Source organism: Stenotrophomonas sp. P5_A8 (assembly GCF_056400545.1).
On record NZ_JBFULB010000004.1, the window covers coordinates 1 to 20,512 of the forward strand.

At 65.4% G+C, this 20,512-nt stretch carries 10 protein-coding genes, 1 tRNA gene and 2 pseudogenes; 6 read left to right on the forward strand and 7 right to left on the reverse strand.

The features are described from left to right. On the reverse strand, positions 1-3,882 hold a 3,882-nt coding region (locus AC1DQP_RS00460; RefSeq protein ID WP_478050930.1), incomplete at its 3' end, for an RHS repeat domain-containing protein. Positions 3,883-4,649: 767 nt separating this feature from the next. Here AC1DQP_RS00460 and AC1DQP_RS00465 point away from each other — a divergent pair. The 3 genes and pseudogenes from AC1DQP_RS00465 to AC1DQP_RS00475 form a co-directional block, all read left to right on the forward strand. Continuing rightward, positions 4,650-5,246, forward strand: a complete 597-nt coding sequence (locus AC1DQP_RS00465; RefSeq protein ID WP_478050931.1) for a restriction endonuclease subunit S — start codon at positions 4,650-4,652, stop codon at positions 5,244-5,246. After that, positions 5,243-6,781 carry an HsdM family class I SAM-dependent methyltransferase gene (locus AC1DQP_RS00470; RefSeq protein WP_457318981.1) on the forward strand — a complete coding sequence of 513 codons (1,539 nt, stop codon included), beginning with the start codon at positions 5,243-5,245 and terminating at the stop codon, positions 6,779-6,781. The genes AC1DQP_RS00465 and AC1DQP_RS00470 overlap by 4 nt, the downstream gene beginning before the upstream one ends. Before the next feature lie 248 nt (positions 6,782-7,029). Continuing rightward, positions 7,030-7,491 (forward strand): annotated as a pseudogene (locus AC1DQP_RS00475) (type I restriction endonuclease); the annotation flags it as partial. Positions 7,492-7,779: 288 nt separating this feature from the next. On the opposite strand, the gene AC1DQP_RS00480 reads toward AC1DQP_RS00475, so the two are convergent. The 4 genes and pseudogenes from AC1DQP_RS00480 to ubiA form a co-directional block, all read right to left on the reverse strand. Further along, entirely contained in the window at positions 7,780-8,286 is a 507-nt protein-coding gene (locus AC1DQP_RS00480; RefSeq protein ID WP_478050940.1) for a hypothetical protein, read from the reverse strand. A 222-nt stretch (positions 8,287-8,508) separates the two neighbouring features. Further along, positions 8,509-8,718, reverse strand: a complete 210-nt coding sequence (locus AC1DQP_RS00485; protein ID WP_478050941.1) for a hypothetical protein — start codon at positions 8,716-8,718, stop codon at positions 8,509-8,511. Between the two features lie 1,188 nt (positions 8,719-9,906). Continuing rightward, positions 9,907-11,295: pseudogene (locus tag AC1DQP_RS00490) on the reverse strand (short-chain fatty acid transporter); the annotation flags it as partial. A 371-nt stretch (positions 11,296-11,666) separates the two neighbouring features. Further along, positions 11,667-12,560, reverse strand: a complete 894-nt coding sequence (gene ubiA / locus AC1DQP_RS00495) for a 4-hydroxybenzoate octaprenyltransferase (protein WP_457318984.1) — start codon at positions 12,558-12,560, stop codon at positions 11,667-11,669. 155 nt (positions 12,561-12,715) lie between these two features. Here ubiA and AC1DQP_RS00500 point away from each other — a divergent pair. The 3 genes from AC1DQP_RS00500 to AC1DQP_RS00510 all read left to right on the forward strand — a co-directional run bounded on the left by AC1DQP_RS00500 (position 12,716) and on the right by AC1DQP_RS00510 (position 16,038). Continuing rightward, a tRNA-Arg gene (locus AC1DQP_RS00500) sits at positions 12,716-12,792 on the forward strand. Positions 12,793-12,920: 128 nt separating this feature from the next. Then, positions 12,921-14,081 (forward strand): helix-turn-helix domain-containing protein, encoded by a 1,161-nt coding sequence (locus AC1DQP_RS00505; protein WP_457318985.1) that lies wholly within the window; start codon positions 12,921-12,923, stop codon positions 14,079-14,081. Positions 14,082-14,196: 115 nt separating this feature from the next. After that, complete coding sequence (locus AC1DQP_RS00510; protein WP_478050932.1) at positions 14,197-16,038, forward strand: pepsin/retropepsin-like aspartic protease family protein; 1,842 nt, start codon at positions 14,197-14,199, stop codon at positions 16,036-16,038. A 57-nt stretch (positions 16,039-16,095) separates the two neighbouring features. Here AC1DQP_RS00510 and AC1DQP_RS00515 read toward each other — a convergent pair whose 3' ends face one another. Together AC1DQP_RS00515 and AC1DQP_RS00520 are read right to left on the reverse strand one after the other, a co-directional pair. Then, complete coding sequence (locus tag AC1DQP_RS00515) at positions 16,096-17,451, reverse strand: Gfo/Idh/MocA family protein (protein WP_457318447.1); 1,356 nt, start codon at positions 17,449-17,451, stop codon at positions 16,096-16,098. 52 nt (positions 17,452-17,503) lie between these two features. Beyond that, the gene (locus AC1DQP_RS00520; RefSeq protein ID WP_457318446.1) at positions 17,504-20,476 is read right to left on the reverse strand and encodes a TonB-dependent receptor domain-containing protein; all 2,973 of its coding nucleotides are present in this window, start codon (positions 20,474-20,476) and stop codon (positions 17,504-17,506) included. Positions 20,477-20,512 lie beyond the last annotated feature (36 nt).

Consider the following 20,512-nt stretch of genomic DNA (forward strand, 5'->3'; position numbering starts at 1 on the left):
GGACAACACGGGTGCGGCCAATCCGGTAGTGTTCTCGACTCGAGCAATGAGGTGAGCACCCAGGCTGATGTACTCAATCTCCTTTCGAGTCCGCTTATTATGCTGGTGACGCAGCACTCCGTCGTTGCCGTAGAACGAGAAKATATCCCCGTCAGCGGCGCTGTAGCTCGCTACGCGACGACCATGCGCATCGTATGCGTATGACTCCCTTCCCTTTGCGTCACGGAGTCGATTCCCTTGATCGAAGCGGAATGGCTCGCCATTCTTCTTGGCCAAGTTTCCCTGTACGTCGTAGTCCAAGCCTATGATCGCGCTACCGTCATCCTGACTCACGGTGATCATGCGATTGCGTGCGTCGTACCAATAGTTATGCTGCTTAATCCCTCCCAGCTTGGCGCTACGGAGGTTGTCCAGCACGTCATACGTAAAACGGTAGATCTTGTCGCCGCCAAACGATGAGGAGTTCGCCTGGGTTAGGCGATCCAGAGCATCGTACTGCATCTGCCGTGACTTTGACGGCTCAACCGCATCGGTGACGCTCGCCACGTTTCCGTTCTTGTCGTACATAAAACTCGTATCAAGAACGCCGGTGTCTATTGCTCGGGCGGGAAGACCACGGGCATTCTGCACCATGCTATGCGCGATGCCATTTCCATATGCGAATGAACGCAAGGCACCATCAGGATAGTGAGAAATAGCGCTTGCGTAGCTTCCGACACGTGTCGGTTGGCCAAGCGCGTTCGGCGCGAAGATGAGCTGCAAGCCACTGGGATACTGCAGGCTGGCTAGTGACGCATTGGCATCATATCCATAACCCATGGACCATATTCCCGTCCCAGGCTGCTGGAGCGTTTCACCGATGACTGGGCCGCGCTTGCTGTATGCATACGTATTGATGACCTGTTTGCCGTCTGGATTGTTAGTCACGACCTGAGTCGGTAACCCAGCGTTGTTGTAGGTCCAAGTCTGGTTCCCACTGCCGTCAGCGAAGATCAACTGCTTAAGTCGATTTCGAGCGTCATAGCTACGGTCGACGCGACGTCCCGAAGCTTGCGCCGCAGCTTCATCGCAACTGTTGGTCGCCGTCAGCGAAAGCCCAGCCGCAGACCATGCAAGGTTACCAGCGGCATCGTAGCCCGCTACGCTGGCTCCGGTCTCCGGCTCTACGCTCTTGCAGAGTTCCTGCTGCGAGTTGTACACGTATGAACGGGTCACGGCCACGCTACCCGTTGCGTTGCGGCGTTTGATCGAAATGGGCTTGCCGAATACGTCGCGCCCTATCTCTGTGAATGCTCCGGCCGGATGCTCGATCGCCACTGCAAAGTCATAGGCGGGAGCGTCATATACGCGATACTGCGTTATGGTGGCTTGCTTGCGAGGATCGGTCGTGCGAACACGCATGCCAGCCTCATACGCTGTTACCGTGGTCAGTAGACCTTGTTCGCTGTCAATCGAACTGGATGTCGGTCGACCCAGGGCATCATACTCACTCCACTGTCCCGACACTGGGTTGCTACCCGAGGCAGGATATGACTGGAAGGTCGTCCGGCCAGAATGATCGTAGGTGAAGCGCTGATATCGCTCTGTCGCGGCGACATTGCTTCCGTCACGTTCGCGGGTCAACGCTGGTCGCCACATCGCATCAAACCACGTTACCTTGTTGCGGTTACCGGTATTGCTAGTCAACCGCCAGTGGCCCGCAGCTAGTCCATGCTCAACGGAATCGACGCGCTCGAACACCTGCGTCGTGGAATTCCATGCGACGGTATCTCCGGATGCAAATGCCCTTTGAGTCTGCCGACCCATCGGGTCATAAGCATACGTCGTTTGATAGCCCATCTCGTTGGTAACAGAGCGAATCCAACCATTGTCATCCACACTCGCCGAAATCGACGTGCCATCGGCAAAGCCAATAGCCTGCGGGGTGCCGCGCTTCCAACTACTCAAGGTGGTGACATTCCCGCGCCCATCGGAAAAGCTGGCGATGCTCCCATCAGCGTGATATGCCAACTTCTGCACGAGCTTCCCGAACTGCCGACGCTCATATGGCAGTCCGTTTGCATTATAGGTGGTCTGCGCTTCGACCAGGCCCGTATCGTTGTTGGTCTGCGTGGCTACTTGCCCCAGAATCCAAGCGCTTGTGTCGTTGTAGTAAGCGGTTGTATCAGTTCGACTGACGCCCTGCGTGCTGCTTCGCGTCACGCTTGCCGGGTGACCATAGCTATCGAACGAGTTGGCCTGCCAGGTCATCGTCACACCATCGCGCACGACCTGACGCCGCTGAAGCGGTCGTACAAGCGCGGAGGTCCCATCAAACCCACCCCATGTCCAGCCATAGCGATCCGGGAAGGGCATCGTTGCCGCCTGGGAAGAGGTCAAGTAAGTAAGCTCTTCAGCTTCCAGAACCGCGCCGGACGCCGCCACGATCTTGCGTCCGAGCAACTTTCCTTCGTTGTGCTCGTACACGATTCCGTACGTCTCCTCGATACGGCTACCGTCGGGCTGGGTGATCTTAACCATCTTCGACTGCGTGCAGGTCGTGCAGGGCGTGATGGATCCCTCCCACATGTCCTGGTAGTCGCCATAGTCGCCGTAAGTCCAGCGCATCTGCGGCAGCCCTGGGCCGTCGATGGTCTTTTCGGTGATGGCCAGAACATCAGAGTAGTACGGCACCCCCAACGTATGGCGTAGCGAGCCTTCTCCGGCTGACTCGACGAAACAGTACAGCTTGGGAACACCAGCTCGGTATCTTCTTTGGTGATCGAATCTGAAATTTCCCACAGCGCCCGAAGGGTGTTTCATGCGCAGGCGATAAACCTTGTCGCGAAACGGCGCGCCGCCAGCGCAGCCCTCGCCGGGGTCTTCCGACCACTCCTCGTAGGCAATGCGATTGTCATCCAGATGAGTAATCTCCCAGCCGGCGCCATCGGGTTGGGTGACCCGCTGCAAGGCGTTCCCTGCGTATGCGTAGCTCCACGTTCTTCCGTTGGCCGATGCACTCTGTAGCTTGTTACCGGAGTAACTCAGACTAATGGCTCGCCCGTCACTGGAAGAAATTGAGGTGGGGTGACCGTTCCCGTTGTAGCTGATGCTTACGCTGTTACCAAAGCGATCTTCGATACGACTGGCCATCAAATACACTTCTACGCGCGCTTGATTGGCATTAACTGAGCTGATTGATCCCATAAGACCGACAATTCGTTCAGTACCCACGTTGAATGTGTACTTTATCCCTGAGGTTGTCTGGATAATGAAGCCCTCACCCTCATACCCAGCGATCATCGGCGTGCAGCTCACCGTATCAAGTGAGCTCGTAGTCCAGCTCCAGTTGCTGCTCTGCCTGCTTGCAGGCCTAAAGCGAGCCGGAGGGTCGCCTATCAGGGAGCGGGCGCCCTCGCCCGGTAGATTGACCGTATACCCTGACCAAATATCTTCAATGCGGAACGGCGGCGGCGTATAYGGGATGAAGTTCTCGCTACACCGTTGAACCTTCCTGGAACCTCTGTAGGTCCAGCCATAGCTGGAGTCGAACACTCCAGAAATGAATGGAACGTCGATGTTCCAATCACCGGCTCCGCCGTAGATGAGTGGATCAAGCCCGAGCATCGGTATAGGACGGAGGTTGAATCTACGCGTCAGCTTTACAGGCAGGTTATTCGTGCCAGGCAGATCAATGTCCGTCTGGCCAAAATAGGCACTTTGGTCGAACACGTTGATTGAGTCCCCGAACAGATCCGAGGTCAACGGTCCCACGAGTTCTGACGACCGCAATTGCTTGTCGTACTCTTGATATGGTTTCTGGACGACTTGTTGAGCATGTGCCGAGCATGCCATTGCTGCGGCGATCACCAATGCTGCGATAGCGCGCGCGCGCAGCGACACTACGTCTTTCCTAGACTCGATCCGCATCCATGCCCCCTAATTGTCGGGAGCGAGTATTCCGCTACACCTGGCATTATGTCAAGACGGCRTGATGACTCTCCCTAATGGCTGACTATGTCCCAGTGTCAGTCGGTCGTGGTCGATCCGGTGGCCAACAATGCTCCACACTGACCTCCAGGCGCGCGGCGTCTTCTTGACGGGGTTGGAAAGAACTTGAAGTGGATGTCAGAAGAGTGGCAATCCGCGATGCACTTTGCTTTCGATCTACGTCCAGAATGGCACGAACGTTCCAGGTCACAGTGACTTTTCCGCCGCACGATCACCGGTCGATATCCTGATTTCGGATATCCCAGATGCCGCAGTAGGGTTGCTTTGCCAAGGAGAACTCTCATGCCAACCGCGAGATATGGTTTTTCCTATCTGTTAGCTGCGCATTCGAAACGTACGCACGCTTTCAACACCCGCGGCGTCTCTGCCGCCGCAAGTGCGATGGCCTACGTTCGAGTTCGATACGGCATTGGTCCAGCTTCTTCGAATGCTGCTACCCGATCGCCCTCAACCAGAATCAACCCGCGCAACTTTCGCCCCACCATCACCCCCACCTCTCCAAAACCTCAACTCCAGTTGACGCCGTCGTTCGCACCAGCTGCGACCCCCTGCGAGTTTCATCCCACTTCCGCACATCCACCGCACTCCATTTCGCATCATTGCAAATGCTGCCCACCTGCTCGGTTGACCCTCCCCCACCCCGAAAGCATGGTGCACGCATGAACACTCTCACGCGCATCGCCCTGCTTGGCGACGTGGCCAGCATCCGCCAAGGCCACCCCTTTCGCGGTGCCATCGGCGCCGTACCGGGGGGCCCGGTGCAGGTCATCCAATTGAAGAACCTCTGCGCCGATGGCCTGCGGGAGCGCGAGCACTTGCTGCGTACCGTGCTGCGCGCACGCAAGCCGCCGGACTGGGTGCAGGATCAGGATGTCCTGATCGCGGCACGCGGCAATCACCCGCTGGCGATGTTGCTACGTGCGCCGCCAGAATCCACCGTGTGCAGTCCGCACATGTACATGGTGAGGGTGAGCACGGCCGACCTGCTGCCGGCGTTTCTGGCATGGCAGTTGAACCAGCGCGCGGCCCAGGCCTACCTGCACCAGCAGGCGGCGGGATCGCGCCAACAGAGCCTGCGCAAGACGGTGGTGGCGCAGTTGCCGCTGCGCATTCCGCCGCTGCCACAGCAGCAGCGCATCGTGGCGATCGCCCAGGCGGTGCAGGCCGAGCAGCGCTGCCTGGAAGCGCTGATCCACAACCGCCAACAGGAGATCGCCGTTGTGGCCGAGCAGTTTCTGCAGGGAGGTGCCGCATGAACCTGATTGCCGCGTTGCCGGGCGCGCATGCCACGCTGGCCGCGCTCACCGCCGCCCGCGAGGTGCTGGTAGACGCCGCCGAGGGCGAGGCCGCCACGCACCTGCTGCTGGCTTTGCTGTTGCTCAAGATCGCCAGCGATACCGAGGCCGCCGCGCACGATCCGAGCGGCGCGTATGGGTCACCGCTTACCTGGCCGCCCGGCGCTCCCGGCGCACAGCTGCTGGCGGTACCGGCCGATGCCCGCTTTGAGGCGCTGCATCACCATCGCTTCGCAGTAGGCAACGACCTGCGCATCATGACCGCCCTGCAGCGGCTGGCCCAATCCAATCCGGCCACGCTGGGCGAGGTGTTCGATGTGCTGCGCCTGCACGATGGCTGGCCGCGCGATGCCGACCGGCGCGAGGTGGCCCTGTCGCGGCTGCTGGGGCGGTTGTCAGTGCCTGCGTTGGATTTCCGCAGCCTGCGCGGCGCCTATCGCAGCGACATCGGCGAGGCAGTGGATCGGTTGCTGGAGCGTAATCAACCGCGGCGCAGCAAACTGCCGCTTGCACATGTGCCCGATGCGCTGGGCTGGCTGATGGCTGCGTTGATGGACCCGGCAGAGGACGAGGGCATCTGTGATCCGTCCTGCCACAGCGGCAGCCTGCTGCTGGCCGCCAGCCGCTGGGCGCGAACGCGGCATGGTGCCCGCCGCCACCGGCTGGCCGGCCAGGAGGACATGGACGACGGCTGGGCGCGCACCCGCCTGCGCCTGTTGCTGCACGGCGAAGACAATCATGCCGTACACGGGGGCACGCCGTTGCGGCACGACATGCTGGTGCAGCCGGACGGCACGCTGCAGCGTTTTCACGTGCAGCTGTCGCGGCCGCCGTTTGCGCTGGCGTGGGCGCCCGAGCGCGCGCCTCGTGATCCACACCGGCGCTTCGTGCACGGCCTGCCCCCGCGCCAGTGGGGACATCTGGCGCTGTTGCAGCACATGCTCAAGGCGATGGACCCGCAGCGCGGGCGCATCGCCCTCGTGGTGCCACACGGCGTGCTGTTCCGCGCCGGCGATGAGGCGCTCATCCGCCGACGCCTGCTGGACGCCAACCTGATCGAGACGGTGATCGGCCTGCCCGACCGGCTGTTTGCCGGCACCCCGGTCGCCACGGCGCTGCTGGTCCTGCGCAGCGTGCGCAATGACGAAGCGGTGCTGTTCATCGATGCGCGCCAGCTGCAGTCCAGTGGCAGGCGTTCCGCCAAGCTGGACCGTGCTGGCGCCGAGCAGCTGCTGGCGCTCTGCCAGGCGCGCAAGGATGTGCCCGGGCTGGTCTGCCGCGCCGATCCGGCGCTGATTGCACACCACGATGGCAACCTGAGCGTTGCCCGCTACGTGCACCCGGAATCCACAGACGCCTCGCCATCGCTGGACGCCGTTCGCCGCGAGCGGGCGACGTTGCGGTCGCGGTTGAATGCGCTGGAGCAGGCGCTGGACGTGGATCTGCGCACGCTGGAACAACCGTATGCGGCGGCCGCTGAGCGTGGCGCGGCATGACCGGCACGGCCAGAACGGCTGATCGACGGGTGCTATCTGCTTGTTGGAAAGCATCAGAACTATGCGGCACCCGCGTCATGCGGTGATCAGGAAACGGAATGATGCACACGGTGTGGGCGAAGCCCGCTGCGCCAGACTGCGGGTATGTCGCATTCCCTTTCCCTTACTGTCTCGTCCGCCTGCGTACACGTGCGCAGGTCATCTCGCCGGCCCAGCCATCGCACACATGACGCTGCTGGGAGTCGCGCATGAAACCTGCGACTACCGTGAAGCACTCGGCACTGGGCTGGCTGCGCCGGTTGGGCTGGCGGTACCTGTCGCCGGTGGACCATGCGGCGTACCAGAGCGAAAATGCAAATGGCATCCTGTTGCCAAGATTGCGGCAGCGGCTGCAGGCAATACGGTTTGCGGCGCGCGGACAGACCTGGTCCCTGGACGAAAGCGGCATGGCCCAGGTGTTGGCGGCACTGGGCCGGGTGGTGCAGCGGCGCGGGGTCCGCGAGGGCAATGACGCGCTGCTTCGGCTGTTGCTGGACGGCATCGATATCGAGCAGCACTTGCCGGACGGCCAACGGGTACACGCCTGTGTACAGGTGATCGACTGGGACCACGTGGAGCGCAACGGCTGGGATGTTGCGGAATCTCCGGGTGGACAGGTAGCCCGCGATGCCGTCGCCCGTGTGGATGCGTTGGCTGGCTACGTCAACGGGCTGCCGCTGCTGGGTGTGCTGTGTGTGGAGCGCGATGGCCAGTGGCGCTGGGGAAGCGACGTGGAGGCGATTGCGTTACTGCAGCGGCAGCGTCCCGGGCCGGCACTTTCTTCTGCACAGGTGCTGATGGCATTGGATCGTCGCGGCGGGCGATACGCCACCCACGGCTCGCCGCCTGAAGACTGGGTGCACTGGCGCGAACAGGGTTGGGCGCCCGCACGCCTGCAGCAACTGCGCATGGCGCTGCCCACACCGACGGATAACGACCGTGGCGAGGCGCTTGCCGATCTACGCGCCGTACACGCCCCGCTGCTGGCAGGGGTAATGGCACCGGAGCGGGTGCTGGCCCTGCTGCGCGGTTTCATCGATGTCGCCGCCGATGGACGGCGCCGCATCGCGCGCTCGGCGCAGTTCTTTGCGGTGCAGGYGGCACTGGATCAGCTGCGGCGCATCGATGTGCAGGGGCGACGCTGCGGCGGACAGCTGTGTCTGGCGCCCGGCAGCGGGATGCAGCTGACGCGGCACTGGCTGCTGCACCACCTGCGACGCGATCCCTGGTTGCGTCATTGCCGGGTGTTGCGGGTGCAGTCGCCCGCGTCGCTGTCTGCGGCGATGCGCGACGCGCCGTCGCCGCTGTCGCCGGGACGGCGTCTGGCCGCCTTCCTGGCCGACGGGCGCGGCACCACGCTTCACACCTCCCTGGTGACGCTGCAGGCATGGCTGCGCCGACGCGATGCACAGTACGCTGGCGACGACCTGGTCCTGCTGGTGGACGCCGACCTGCAGCACAGCCATCCCGCCTGGCTGCAACGTGCACACGAGCGCCTGCCGCGCGCGGCGTGGTTGTGGCTGACATCGACGCCGGCCCCCTGCGTGGGCGAAGGCGGACAGGACGCCCCGCTGCTGTATGCCTATCCGCCCGCGCACGGCGTGGCGGACGGTGTACTGGCGCCGGTGTATCAGCAGACGTTGCAGTCTTMGCCGGTAGCCGCCATCGTGCACGATACCCAGCCGGATTCACCAGATACCCGCGTGGCTGCACTGGCTGCGGCGATCTGCCAGCACGTTGCCGACAGCCTCCTGCGCACCGAACGCGACCTGCAGGCACTGCTGCTGGTGGCCAGCAACGAAGACGCGCGGCACTATCAGCGCGCCTTCGTGCGGGAAGGCACGTTGCGCAGTGCGCTCGTACCGGCCACCGCGCGGTGCGTGGCCAGCCGTCGCCATGGTGATCTCGGGCAGATACAGCTGTTGATCGCTGCTGCCGGCGTGGCACTGCCCTCGTTCGATGCGCGTCTGGCGGTGGTGTATCTGGACCGCGAGTTGTCTGGCACTCCGCTGGCGGGCGCCGTGGCCCTGCTCAGCCGCCCACACCAAGACAAGCGCTGCGCGTGGCTGGTGAACCTGCGCGCCTCGGGTTGCCCCCTACCGGGGCCGGACGCGTGGGCACCGGGCCCACGACAAGACCTGGACGCCGCCCTGCCCCGCCACCATCAACGCCTGCGCGCTCTGCTACCGGCCGCAAGCGGCAGCAACTTCCACGCCTGTCGCACGCACCTGGCGCCGCGCTGGGCACTGGACACGCACGGCGAACCCCGTGACCTGCACCGCCAGCGTCGGCGCTGCCTGCACCGACGGGTGACCACGTTCGGCCAGCAGCTCCAAGCCGCGTTGCTCACCGCCGATGATCAGCAGGACATGGCCGAGGGCAGCCAGCGCTGGCGCTACCAGTACGACCTGCACTTCTGTTCGTTGTTGCGCGATGCCGTCACCGTGGACGCGCAGGAACAGCCGCTGTATGTGGCCGAGGACGTGCGCATCCGGCACTGGGCGCGCGAGCGGGCACCGCAGGTGCAGGAACCGGCGTGGGAGTACCTCAGCCTGCAGGCCATGGACACGGCGGATGTCCGGCATGAGGCGGACGCGCTGCACAGCCAACTGCGCGTCCAGCTGGACGTCGATACGGTCGCCCCGGAGATGCGACGTCGCACGCACCATCAGCTGCGTGCGCTGCTGGCCCAGCCTGCCACGCCGGCCCGACGCTTGAAGGGCCTGAGGGCGCTGCACGCAACCCTCGACCGTGATGGGTCCGGCGCTGAGTACGCTGCATCTCCACTGCTGCAAGCCTGCCACGGGCTGCTTACCCGTCATTTGGGCGCTGCCGGCGGCCGGGCGCAGCTGCGGCTGCGGCAGGCGCTGGCCGCGCAGCTGGAAGCGGCGTTGATTGATGTCCGCGTAGCGCACGCGGGCGCGCCGCATCTGATAGCGATGGCGCTGCGCCGACGATTGACGCCCGCCTGGCCGATGCAGCTCACGCCGCAGCAGCGCGACGCCGTGCTGGACGGCCTGCCCGCGCTGCTTGGCCGGGCGGCGCTGTTCGAGGCGGTGCCATTGGACTGAGCGCCCGAGGGCYCAGGGCATTACGGGCGGCACGTAGGTCAGGGTCATGCCCAGCAGCCACAGCAGGCCCAGCACCAGCGGGATGTGCACCAGCAGCTGGATGAAGGTGAAGCCGACGATGTCGCGCGCCTTCAGCCCCAGCACGCCCAGCAGCGGCAGCATCCAGAACGGGTTGATCAGGTTGGGCAGCGCCTCGGCGGCGTTGTAGACCTGTACCGCCCAGCCCAGGTGCGCGCGCAGTTCGTTGGCCGCCTGCATCACATAGAGCGCCTCGATGATCCACTTGCCGCCGCCGGAGGGCACGAAGAACCCCAGCACCGCCGAGTACACGCCCATTACCAAGGCGAAGCTGTCGGTGGTGGCGATATGCACGAACAGGCTGGAGAGCCGATGCGCCAACGTTTCATCGCCGCTGCCCACCGCGTGGGTGAGGATCATGGCGATGCCGCCGTACAGCGGGAACTGGATCAGCACGCCGGTGGTGCTGGGCACGGCCTTGGCCACTGCGTTGAGGAAGCTGCGCGGCCGCCAGTGCAGCAGCAGGCCCAGCGAGATGAACAGAAAGTTGTAGGTGTTGAGGTTGGCAATCGCACTTACCAGCGGCTTGCTGGCGAACTCGCCGAACAGCCAGCCGAAGGCCAGTAGCGAGAGCAGCACGGTCAACAGCGGACTGTATTCCAGCCATTCGCCGGGGCGGGTGCGCGGTTGCAGCGGCTGCGGCTCGGCTTGGGCGGCACCGTCGAATTCGCGGGCGGTGCGGGCCGTGGCCGGGCCCGGCGCGGTGAGCCAGGCGATGAGCAGCGAGACCAGGATGAGCGCGGTGGTGAGGGCGATGGACTGCCACAGGAAGATGGTTTCGGTGAAGGGCAACACGCCGGTGATCTCCACCAGTCCCGGCGGCATGCTGACCGGGTTGGCCTGCAGCTGCGCGGCCGAGGAACTCAGGCCCATCGCCCACACCGCGCCCAGCCCGAGGTAGGCCGAGGCGCCGGCGGCGCGGTAATCCATCTTGAGGTCTTCGCGGCGCGCCAGCGCGCGTACCAGCAGCCCGCCGAACACCAGCGAGAAGCCCCAGCTGAGCAGCGAGGCCAGCATGCTGACCAGGCCAACGTACACCACCGCGCCGCGGCCGGTGCGCGGCACCCGCGCCAGTTGGTCGATGAAGCGCGCCACAATGGGGGCGGTGGCCAATGCGTAGCCACCGATGACCACGAACGCCATCTGCATGGTGAAGGGGATCAGGCTCCAGAAGCCCTCGCCGAAGGCGCTGGCGGTGGCCTGTGGGGTGGCGCCGAAGCCCATGGCGGCACCGGCCACGATGATGACGCCGAGGACGGCGAAGACGTAGGCATCGGGGAACCATTTTTCGGCCCATGCGGCCGAGCGCAGGGCTGCGCGCGCCATGAAGCCGTCCCGAATCGTTGTCGACGTGGCCATTGGCTCTCTCCCGGAGCATTCAATGGGGGGATTCTGTGGGTTGGCGGGGGCGGTGTCAGTCGCCTATTGGTCTTAGGGGGCGGTGTTGGGCACGTGGGGATGGCGCATGGGCGGCGCCTGAGCAGGGTCGGGAGCCGGCCAGCGGCCGGCACTACCGGTCATGGACCTGCTGGGTTACGGGATGCCGAGCATGGCTCGGCACTACCGGGGCATGGCGCTGCTGGGTTGTGGGCTGCCGAGCGTGGCTCGGCACTACCGGGTCATGGCGCTGCTGGGTTAAGGGCTGCCGAGCATGGCTCGGCACTACCGGGGCATGACCGGTTGGCGTTGGCCTGCCTTCAATGGAACGCCAGGGCGGCGGCGATGCCGGCGAACAGGGTGGCGCCTACCCAGTTGTTGTGCAGGAAGGCCTTGAAGCAGCGGTCGCGTTCGCGCTTCTGGCACAGCATGAACTCGTAGACGATCAGCAGGGCAGCCACGCCCAGTGACAGCCAGTACGCCGCGCCCAGTCCGGCGCGGACGCCGACCAGGGCCATCGTGCCCAGGAACAGTGCGTAGAGGATGCCCTGGATGACCAGGTCCAGATCCCCGAACAGGATCGCCGTGGAGTGCGAGCCCATCTTCAGGTCGTCGTCGCGGTCCACCATGGCGTACCAGGTGTCATAGGCGGTGGACCACAGGATGTTGGCGCCATACAGCAGCCAGCCGATCACCGGCACCTCGCCCTGCACGGCGGCGAAGGCCATCGGGATGCCCCAGCCGAAGGCCATGCCCAGGTAGACCTGCGGCAGGTGGGTGTAGCGCTTGAGGTAGGGGTAGCTGGCGGCCAGGAAGATGCCGATGAAGCTCAGCCCGATGGTCAGCGCGTTCAGGGTGAGCACCAGGGCGAAGGCGACCAGCATCAGCACCGCGAACAGCACGAGCGCCTCGCGCCCGGACACCCTGCCACTGGCCAGCGGGCGGTCCTTGGTGCGCTTGACGTGCGGGTCCAGCCAGCGGTCGGCGTAATCGTTGATGACGCAGCCGGCCGACCGCGTCAGCCATACCCCGGCGCTGAACACGAACAGGGTCCACAGCGACGGCAGGCCGCCGGTGGCCAGCCACAACGCCCACCAGGTGGGCCAAAGCAGCAACAGGGTGCCGATCGGGCGATCGGCGCGCATCAGTTTCCAGTACTGGCCCCAGCGCGACGGCGCACCGCCGGCGGGGACTTCAAAACGTTCATAAGCCATGCGCAAAGGATACCGCCAAGCCCCGCAGCCGGCGTTGCCGGGGCAGGCGTTTGTACAGGGGGCAGACCTGCGCGGCGTTTCCCGCTAGAATGCTCCTCCCGCGCCACCAAGGCGTCAGGCGGCCAGCATCGGCGCCCGGGAACGCAGGACACAACGCGCTCGTAGCTCAGCCGGATAGAGTAGTGGCTTCCGAAGCCATTGGTCGGGGGTTCGAATCCCTCCGGGCGCACCATCTCCGCCATTGCATGGCGACCCCAGCCTCCCCGTTTCTCCAAGTCGCCGCCGGCGGCATGGCTGTGCGTCCGTGGCACGCGCCGCGTGCGCTGGACGCCCTCCCCTCCCATCATCAACACTGCCGGCATGACTCCACCGGATCTGTTGAACCTGGCGGCGGGTGCCGCGACGCTCGGGCTGGCTGCGTTGAGTGCGGGCATGGGATGCGGGCTGCAGACGCGTGCGGCCCGGTATATCACCGCGTTCTTCGCCTGCTTTGCGTTGGCCAATCTGTTCGGCACCTTCCTGCTGGGCGGCGATGCGTGGCTGACGGCGGCAGCGGTGCGCTGGCTGCGCGTGATTGAAGTGCCGCTGGTCTACCTGCTGGGACCGTTGCTGTATGGCTATGCGCGTGCAGTGACCCGCCCTGGCCATACGCCCACGCGCGCGCGCCTGCGCTGGCACCTGCTGCCGGCGGGGATGGCCTTCGTCGTCTCGCTGGCCAACGCAGTGGCACCGTTCGATACCGCCGCGGCAGGTGAAACGGTCTTCCTGCTCAGCTTCCATGCGTGGCTGCTGCAGGGCACCCCGTATCTGCTGGCCGCGCTATGGCATGCCTTTCACCCGCACCTGCCGCAGGAACACGACGCGGCGCGCCAGCTCGGCTGGCTGCGCGGCCTGCTGGCGGTGATCGTGGCGTGCTGGATCTCCAGCACGCTCGGACGCTGGGCACCGGCGGCCGATATCCCCGGTTGGCCGTGGCTCGGCGTGGCGCTGAACTGGCTGACCACCGCCGGCATGTACGTGCTGGCCCTGTCCGGTCTGCGCCAGCGCATCCTGATGGCACGGCCGCCGGCCGCCAGGAACACGGACGCGCGCGACGCAACCGCCACCGGCACCGCGATGGACCCGCGCTACCAGCGCTCCGGGCTGGATGCATCCCATTGCGCGCGGATCGCCGCCGAACTCACCCGTCTGGTGCAGGCCGAGCGGTTGTATGCCGACCCCGACTTCGACCTGCTGCGCCTGAGCCAGCGCAGCGGTTGGCCACCGAACCATGTGTCGCAGGCATTGAATCAGGGCCTGGGGCAGAACTTCTTCGAGTTCGTGAACACCTTCCGCATCGCCAGTGCGACGGCCAGCCTGGCCGATGGCGGCGATGGTCGCAGCGTGTTGGAGATCGCCCTGGCCTCCGGCTTCGGCAGCAAATCGACCTTCAACGCAGTGTTCAAGCGGGTGACCGGCCACACTCCGCGCGAGTACCGGCGCCTGCCCGCCACCGACAAGCAGGCCGGCAGCTGCCCCTGAAGGTGCGATCCGGCACGATCAGACGAATCGTGCCTTGACCTCTGCTGTCCTGCGCACCTACTCGGACAAGGTGGGGTGCGGGATGCGATGCATACGATGGCTATTTGTTGCGTTGATGGYGGCCGGCGCGGTCACGGCGCAGACGCAGGATGCCGAAGCGGTACTGGCGCGTGCCAAGGCCAGCAGCGGGGGCGCGAACTGGGACAGCGTGCAGACGCTGCAGATGGCGGGCACCCGATCGGCCGGCGGCCTGAGCGGTGCCTGGCAGCTCACCCAGGCGCTGGGCAGCGGCCGTTACGTCGAATCCTCGGCGTTGGGTGCGTTCCAACAGGCCCACGGCTTTGATGGCCAGCACGTGTGGCGGCGCGACCCGGGCGGCGAGATCGGGTTGCTCAATGGGGTGGTGCCGCTGCGTCAGGCACGTACCCAGGCGTGGCTGGCGGCGCGGACGTACTGGCATGTCGGCGGCCTGCCGGCAGGCCATGCCGCCGTGCGCGCGCAGACGCTGGAAGGCCGGCGCTACACCCTCATCGCAGCAACGCCTGACGGTGGCGATCCGCTCGAGCTGTGGTTCGATGCCGGCACCGGCCTGCTTGCCCGCGTCGTGGTTCCGGCCATCGGGGGGTCGACGGTATCGGTGCCGAGCGATTACCGGCAGGTAGACGGCCTGCAGTTGCCGCACCGGATCACCGTCGACGCGATCGACAGCCGCGGCCACAGCGATCCGCGCCTGCGCACTGTGCTGCAGGTGCAGCGTTACGCGATCAACGCACCGCTCGCCGAGGCAGCCTTCGCGCCACCGCCGATGCCGACCGATGCCTACGTGGACAACCCTGCCGGCATCACCCGGGTGCCCTTCGACCTGGTCAACAACCATATGTATGTCGATGCCGAAGTGGATGGAAAGCCGGCGCGCTTCCTGGTCGATACCGGCGCGGTGAACCTGCTCACGCCCGCCGCGGCCAAGCGCCTGGGCGTCGCCAGCGCGGGAAAGCTGAGCATCAGCGGTGCCGGCGACGCGGCCATCGACCTGAGCCTGGCACAAGGGCGCGCGCTGCGCGTCGGTGAGGCGCATCTGCCGCATCCGGTGTTCTACGTCGTTGAGCTGGGCGAGCAGCTGAATTCGATGGGCGTGGCCTACGACGGCTTCATCGGCTATGAGACCTTCCGTCGTTTCGTCACCACCTTCGATTACGCCRCAGGCGTACTGACCTTCGCTGAGCCCGGTCGCTTCCCGCCGCCGGTCGATGCGGTCGTGCTTGCCTTCGAGCAGGACGACCGTGCGCCGGTCCTGTCCGGCGTGCTGGACGGGATCCCGTTGCGGCTGTGGATCGACTCGGGGTCACGCGGTTCGCTCAGCCTGAACAGCCCGTTCGTGCGCCGCCACGGCCTGCTTGAAAAGTACGGTGCCAGCGGCGAAGCCGTGGTCGGCTGGGGCATCGGTGGGCCGGCCCGCGCCCATCCGGCGCGGCTGGGCGTTCTGCACCTGGGCAGCATCGTGGTTGAGGGGCTGGCGGGGGACCTGTCGACGACCGGCAAGGGCGCGTTGGCCACGGCCGATTACGGCGCGATCCTCGGCGGCGCGGTGCTGCGGCGTTTTACGGTGGGTCTGGATTACGACCGCAAGCACATGTACCTGACCGCCAATGCCGAAAATGCGTCACCGGAGCCGTTCGACCGCAGCGGGCTGTGGCTGCAAGCCGATGGCGCGGTAGTGCGCGTAGGCGATGTTGCTGCGGGCACCGCCGCCGCGCGGGCGGGGCTGCGCGAGGACGATCGCATCGTGTCCCTGCGCGGTGCGCCGGTGGCCACCCGCGGCCTCGGCGACTGGCGGGTGATGCTGCGGGAACTGCCGGTAGGCGAACGCGTTGCGGTCGGCTATGTTCGCGATGGAAAGGCGGCGGTGGCAGAGATGGTGCTGGCCGATCGCATTGCGCCGCGCTGGCCTGCGGATTGAGGCGCCGGCCTTTCCCGAGGGCCTCCGGAGCAAGCGATTCGCTCCGGAGTGCCGCGCTCAATACGTCCCGTCAAACGCGAAAATCGGCTTGCGCTGCTTCCACAACCCGGCAGTGAAGTCCGGGAATTCCAACGTCTGGAAGCCGGTGGTGATGGACTGCTCCGACAATGGCGTAATCGCGCTCCAGGTGATGGCGTCGTAGATGTCGATCGGCATCGGCGCCCTGGCCTTGAGTGCTTCAACGAAGGCGTGGATGACGAACCAGTCCATGCCGCCGTGGCCGGCGCTGGCGGCGGTGGCGGCGTGCTGCTTCCACAGGGGATGCTCGTACTGGTCCTGGTAGGTCTTGAAGTCCTCCCACTTGTGCGGGGGGCTGCGGCCTTCGATGTGGATGGACTGGTTGACGTCCATCCACAGGCCCTTGGTGCCCTGCACGCGGAAACCCATCGAGTAGGGACGCGGCAGCGAGGTGTCGTGCTGCAGCAGGATCGTCTCGCCGTTCTCGCAGGCCAGCGTGGTGGTGACGATGTCGCCCAGCTTGAAAGCAACCTTGGTGCTGGGGTGGGTGGTGCCGCCACTCTTGGCCACGGTGTAATCGTGCAGCCCACGCGCCTTGCTGGCAAACGCGTTGATGTGGGTGAAGCGGTTGCCACGGTTGATGCCGGTGTACATCGCGCACGGGCCGATGCCATGGCTGGGGTACAGCTCGCCGTTGCGCTTGACCGAGTGCTCGGTGCGCCAGCGCGCTTCGGACCAGCCCTTGGCCCCGAACTCCACGCCGCTGTCATAGGGCTGGTCGGGGTCGCCGGAGTTGAACTTCACCCCGCGCAGGTCGTGCTGGTAACCGGCCTGCAGGTGCACCAGTTCACCGAACAGGCCCTTGCGTACCATCTGCAGCGCGGCCATCACATCGCGGCGGTAGCAGACGTTTTCCAGCAGCATGTACGGGGTGCCGGTGCTCAGCTGGGTCTTGAGCACGTCCCAGTGGTCCTGCAAGGTGATGCCGGCGACCACTTCACAGCCGACCGCGATCTTGGCCTGCATCGCGGCAATGGCCATCGGCGCGTGGTAGTCCCACGGCGTGGCGATGATCACGGCATCGAGGCCGCGCTGTTCGAGCAGGCGCTTCCAGGCGTTGACGTCGCGGTCCTGGCCGTAGGTTTTCGGCGTCGGCTTGCCGGCCTTGGCCACTTTTTCCAGGGCGCGACCGAGCATGATCGGTTCGATGTCGCACAGCGCCACCACCTCGACATCGTCGCGGCGCACCAGTTCGGTCAGCAGCACCTGGCCACGCATACCGGTACCGATCAGGCCCAGTCTTACCTTGCGCCCGCGCGCCCAGGCCGGCGTCTGCGGCAGCAGGCTGGTGGCGGCGACGGCCGCGCTGGCGGCGATGAATTCCCTACGTTTCATGGACAGTACCTCGTTTGAAGATCGCGCCGGCGTGCACCGGCGCGATGAAGCATCAGAACTTGTAGCCGACGGTCAGACTGTAACCACGACCGTAGATGGTGGCGTAATCGCTGGAGTCGCCGAGGAAGCTGTTCGGATCGTAGAACGGCAGGCGGTCGAACAGGTTCTTGATGGTGAAGCCGACATTCCAGTGCTCATCCGGGCGCCAGCCCACGCTGAGGTTTGCCGTCCACCACGACGGGGCACCATCGCACTTGCTCTGCTCCAGCGGCAGGTAGCCGGCGGTGCAGGTCTGCGGGTTGTTGTCTTCCTCATCGATCTGCTGCAGCGCCCACTTGGTGCCGCCCACGTAGTTGATGAACATGCTGGTGGTGAACTGCTTGTAGGTCCAGTCGGCGTTGAGCGTGGCACGCAGGCGCGGGTTGTTGTAATAGCCGACCAGGTCGCCGTAGTACCAGCCGCTTTCCGCGTCGGTGTAGGAGCGGTTGCGGTTGGCGATGGTGGCGGCCAGGCCGATGTTGAGGTTGCCCCAGTCGCCCAGGGTGAAGCGGCTGCGCGCGTCGATGTCGAAGCCGTCGATGAGCGTCTTGCCGCGGTTCTTGTACTGGCCCACCACGCTGGCCACGTTGCCCACGCTGTAGCCGGGCAGCGTGCCGGGGCAGCTGACGCCGCTGGCCGGGTCGGCGCACATCGCCGCCAGCGCGGCCTGGTTGGCACGGTCGCTGTCGGTGATCGGCGAGCGCGTTGAGGCGATGATGTCTTCGTCGCGGGTGAAGTCCGGGGCGACGATTTCGTTGCTGCGGTAGATGAACCAGTAGTCGGCCGACACCGACAGCCACTGGGTGGGCTCGTAGACGAAGCCGAGCGTGGTGATCTTGGCCTTCTCCGGCTTCAGGTCCGGGTTGGGCTGGGTCATGCGCGCCACGGTGCGGCTGCAGTCGCTGTTGAGCAGGGTCTTGCCCAGGTCCACATCACCGCCGCGGCCGGATTTCAGCAGCAGGTTGGCAATGGCGTTGGTCTCGTTGCAGCGTACTTCGTCGCGGTAGCCGCCCAGCTGCGCAAACACCCCGCCGTTGCCGGACTCGGCCAGGCTGGGTGCACGGAAGCCCGTGGAGTACGTGCCGCGCAGCATCAGCTGGTCGAACATCTGGTACTTCAGGCCGATCTTCGGGGCCAGGTTGGCGCTGAAGTCGGGGTACTTGTCCACGCGCAGCGCAGCGTCCAGTTCCAGCTTCTCGGTGAGCGGGGCCACGGTTTCGGCAAACAGCGCATAGGTGTTGCGCTTGCCGTCGAACCACGAGCCGCCCTGCTGGGTGATCAGGCCGTTGGCCGCATCCGGGTTGCCGGGGGTGTAGAAGGTTTCGCGGCTGGCGTTGAAGCCGAAGGCCGCACGTACCTCACCGGCGGGCAGGCTGAACAGCGGGCCTTCGATCTTGCCGTCCAGGGTGTGCAGGCGCGTCCACGACTGGATGTCGAAAGTGGGGAACGCCTCGCGGATCAGCGCGGCGTTGGCTTCGCTGAGCTCGCCGAACGTGTAGGCCGGATGGTCGGAGATGATCACCCGCCCGGTGCCCGGGTCGATGCTGTACGGGCCGAAGGCCTTCTCGAAACCGGCCAGGTTGACGTTGGTGGTCTGGTAGGTGACCGAGTGGCTGCCGGCGGTGGCGAACGCGGTTTCCCAGTTCCAGTCACCCACGTCGCCACGCAGGCCGGCCACCACGCGGTAGCTCTGGTCGGTGTTGCGCTGGCCGAAGTGGTTGGCGCCCACGTCCTGCAGCAGGTACTGCAGGCCGACCACGCCGCCCATCAGGGCTTTCAGTTCGGGCGACGCGTGGTTGTATTCGTTGTTCGGACCCAGGTACGGGTACAGGAACTGGTTGACCGTGGTGCCGGTGTTGCGCGAGAACCAGCTGGTGGGGTTGCCGGTGGTAGTGCCGTAGGCGCGCGGGGTGCCGCCGTTGGCGGTCAGGTCGATGTCGGTATAGGTCGCCTCGGCGAAGGCTTCGGTGCTGTCGCCAATGAGGAAATGCGCGTTGACGTAGGCGGTGTTGCGCTCGGATTTGGCGCCGGCATCGATCTCGTTGTTCATCCACGTCTCCCAGATACAGCGCGGGCCGGCCGCTTCGCTGGTGAGCACGTTGTTGCAGCCTGGCGCGGCTTCCTGCACGCGGCGACCGGTGACCGGGTCGAAGGCGAAGTAGCTGCCGGGGTTGAACTCGCCCGGCTTGCTGCCGGTGCCCAGGCGCAGGTTGGGCAGGTAGTTGGGGTTGTTGACGTAGTACTGGCTGGGGCGCTTGTCGTAGAAATCGCTCAGCGGAATCGCATCACGGCGGTACAGGTTGACCGAGGCGTAGACGTTGTAACGGTCAGCGTCGAGGTCGCCGAAGCCGGCGGTGATGCTGCCCTGGTGTTCGCCGTAGGAGCTGATGCGCGAGGATTTATCGGTGGTGAGGTTGATCTCGGCGCCCTGGTAGGAGCGCTTGGTGATCACGTTGATCACGCCGGCCACCGCATCGGTGCCGTACACCGCCGAGGCGCCGTCGGTGAGCACTTCCATGCGTTCGATGGCCGCGGCCGGGATCGCATCGATGTTGACGAACTGGGTCTGGAAGCCGGCCGGCGCGCCGTAGTACGACAGGCGACGGCCGTTCAGCAGCACCAGCGTGCCCTGCGCGCCGAGGCCACGCAGGTTGGCCTGCGAGGCACCATCGGAGCCGGTGAACAGCGAGCGCGAATCCTGCTGGCCCGGACGCGCTGCGGGCAGGTTGTCGAGCACTTGCAGCAGGGTGCGTGCGCCCATGTTCTCGATGTCCTGCTTGCTGATCACCTGCACCGGCGAGGCGGTTTCCACGTCGGTGCGGCGGATGTTGGAGCCGGTCACTTCGATGCGCGACAGCTCGGTGGCCTTGGGATCGGGGGTGGCGTCCTGCGCGTTGGCACTGCCGACCACGGCAACGGCCAGGCCGAGTGCGATGGACAAGGGGGTAGCGGTGATGCGGCGATGGCGATGGCGTTCGGTCAACATCTTTGTCTCCTTGTTCGATCCGCAGCGTGGGGCTGG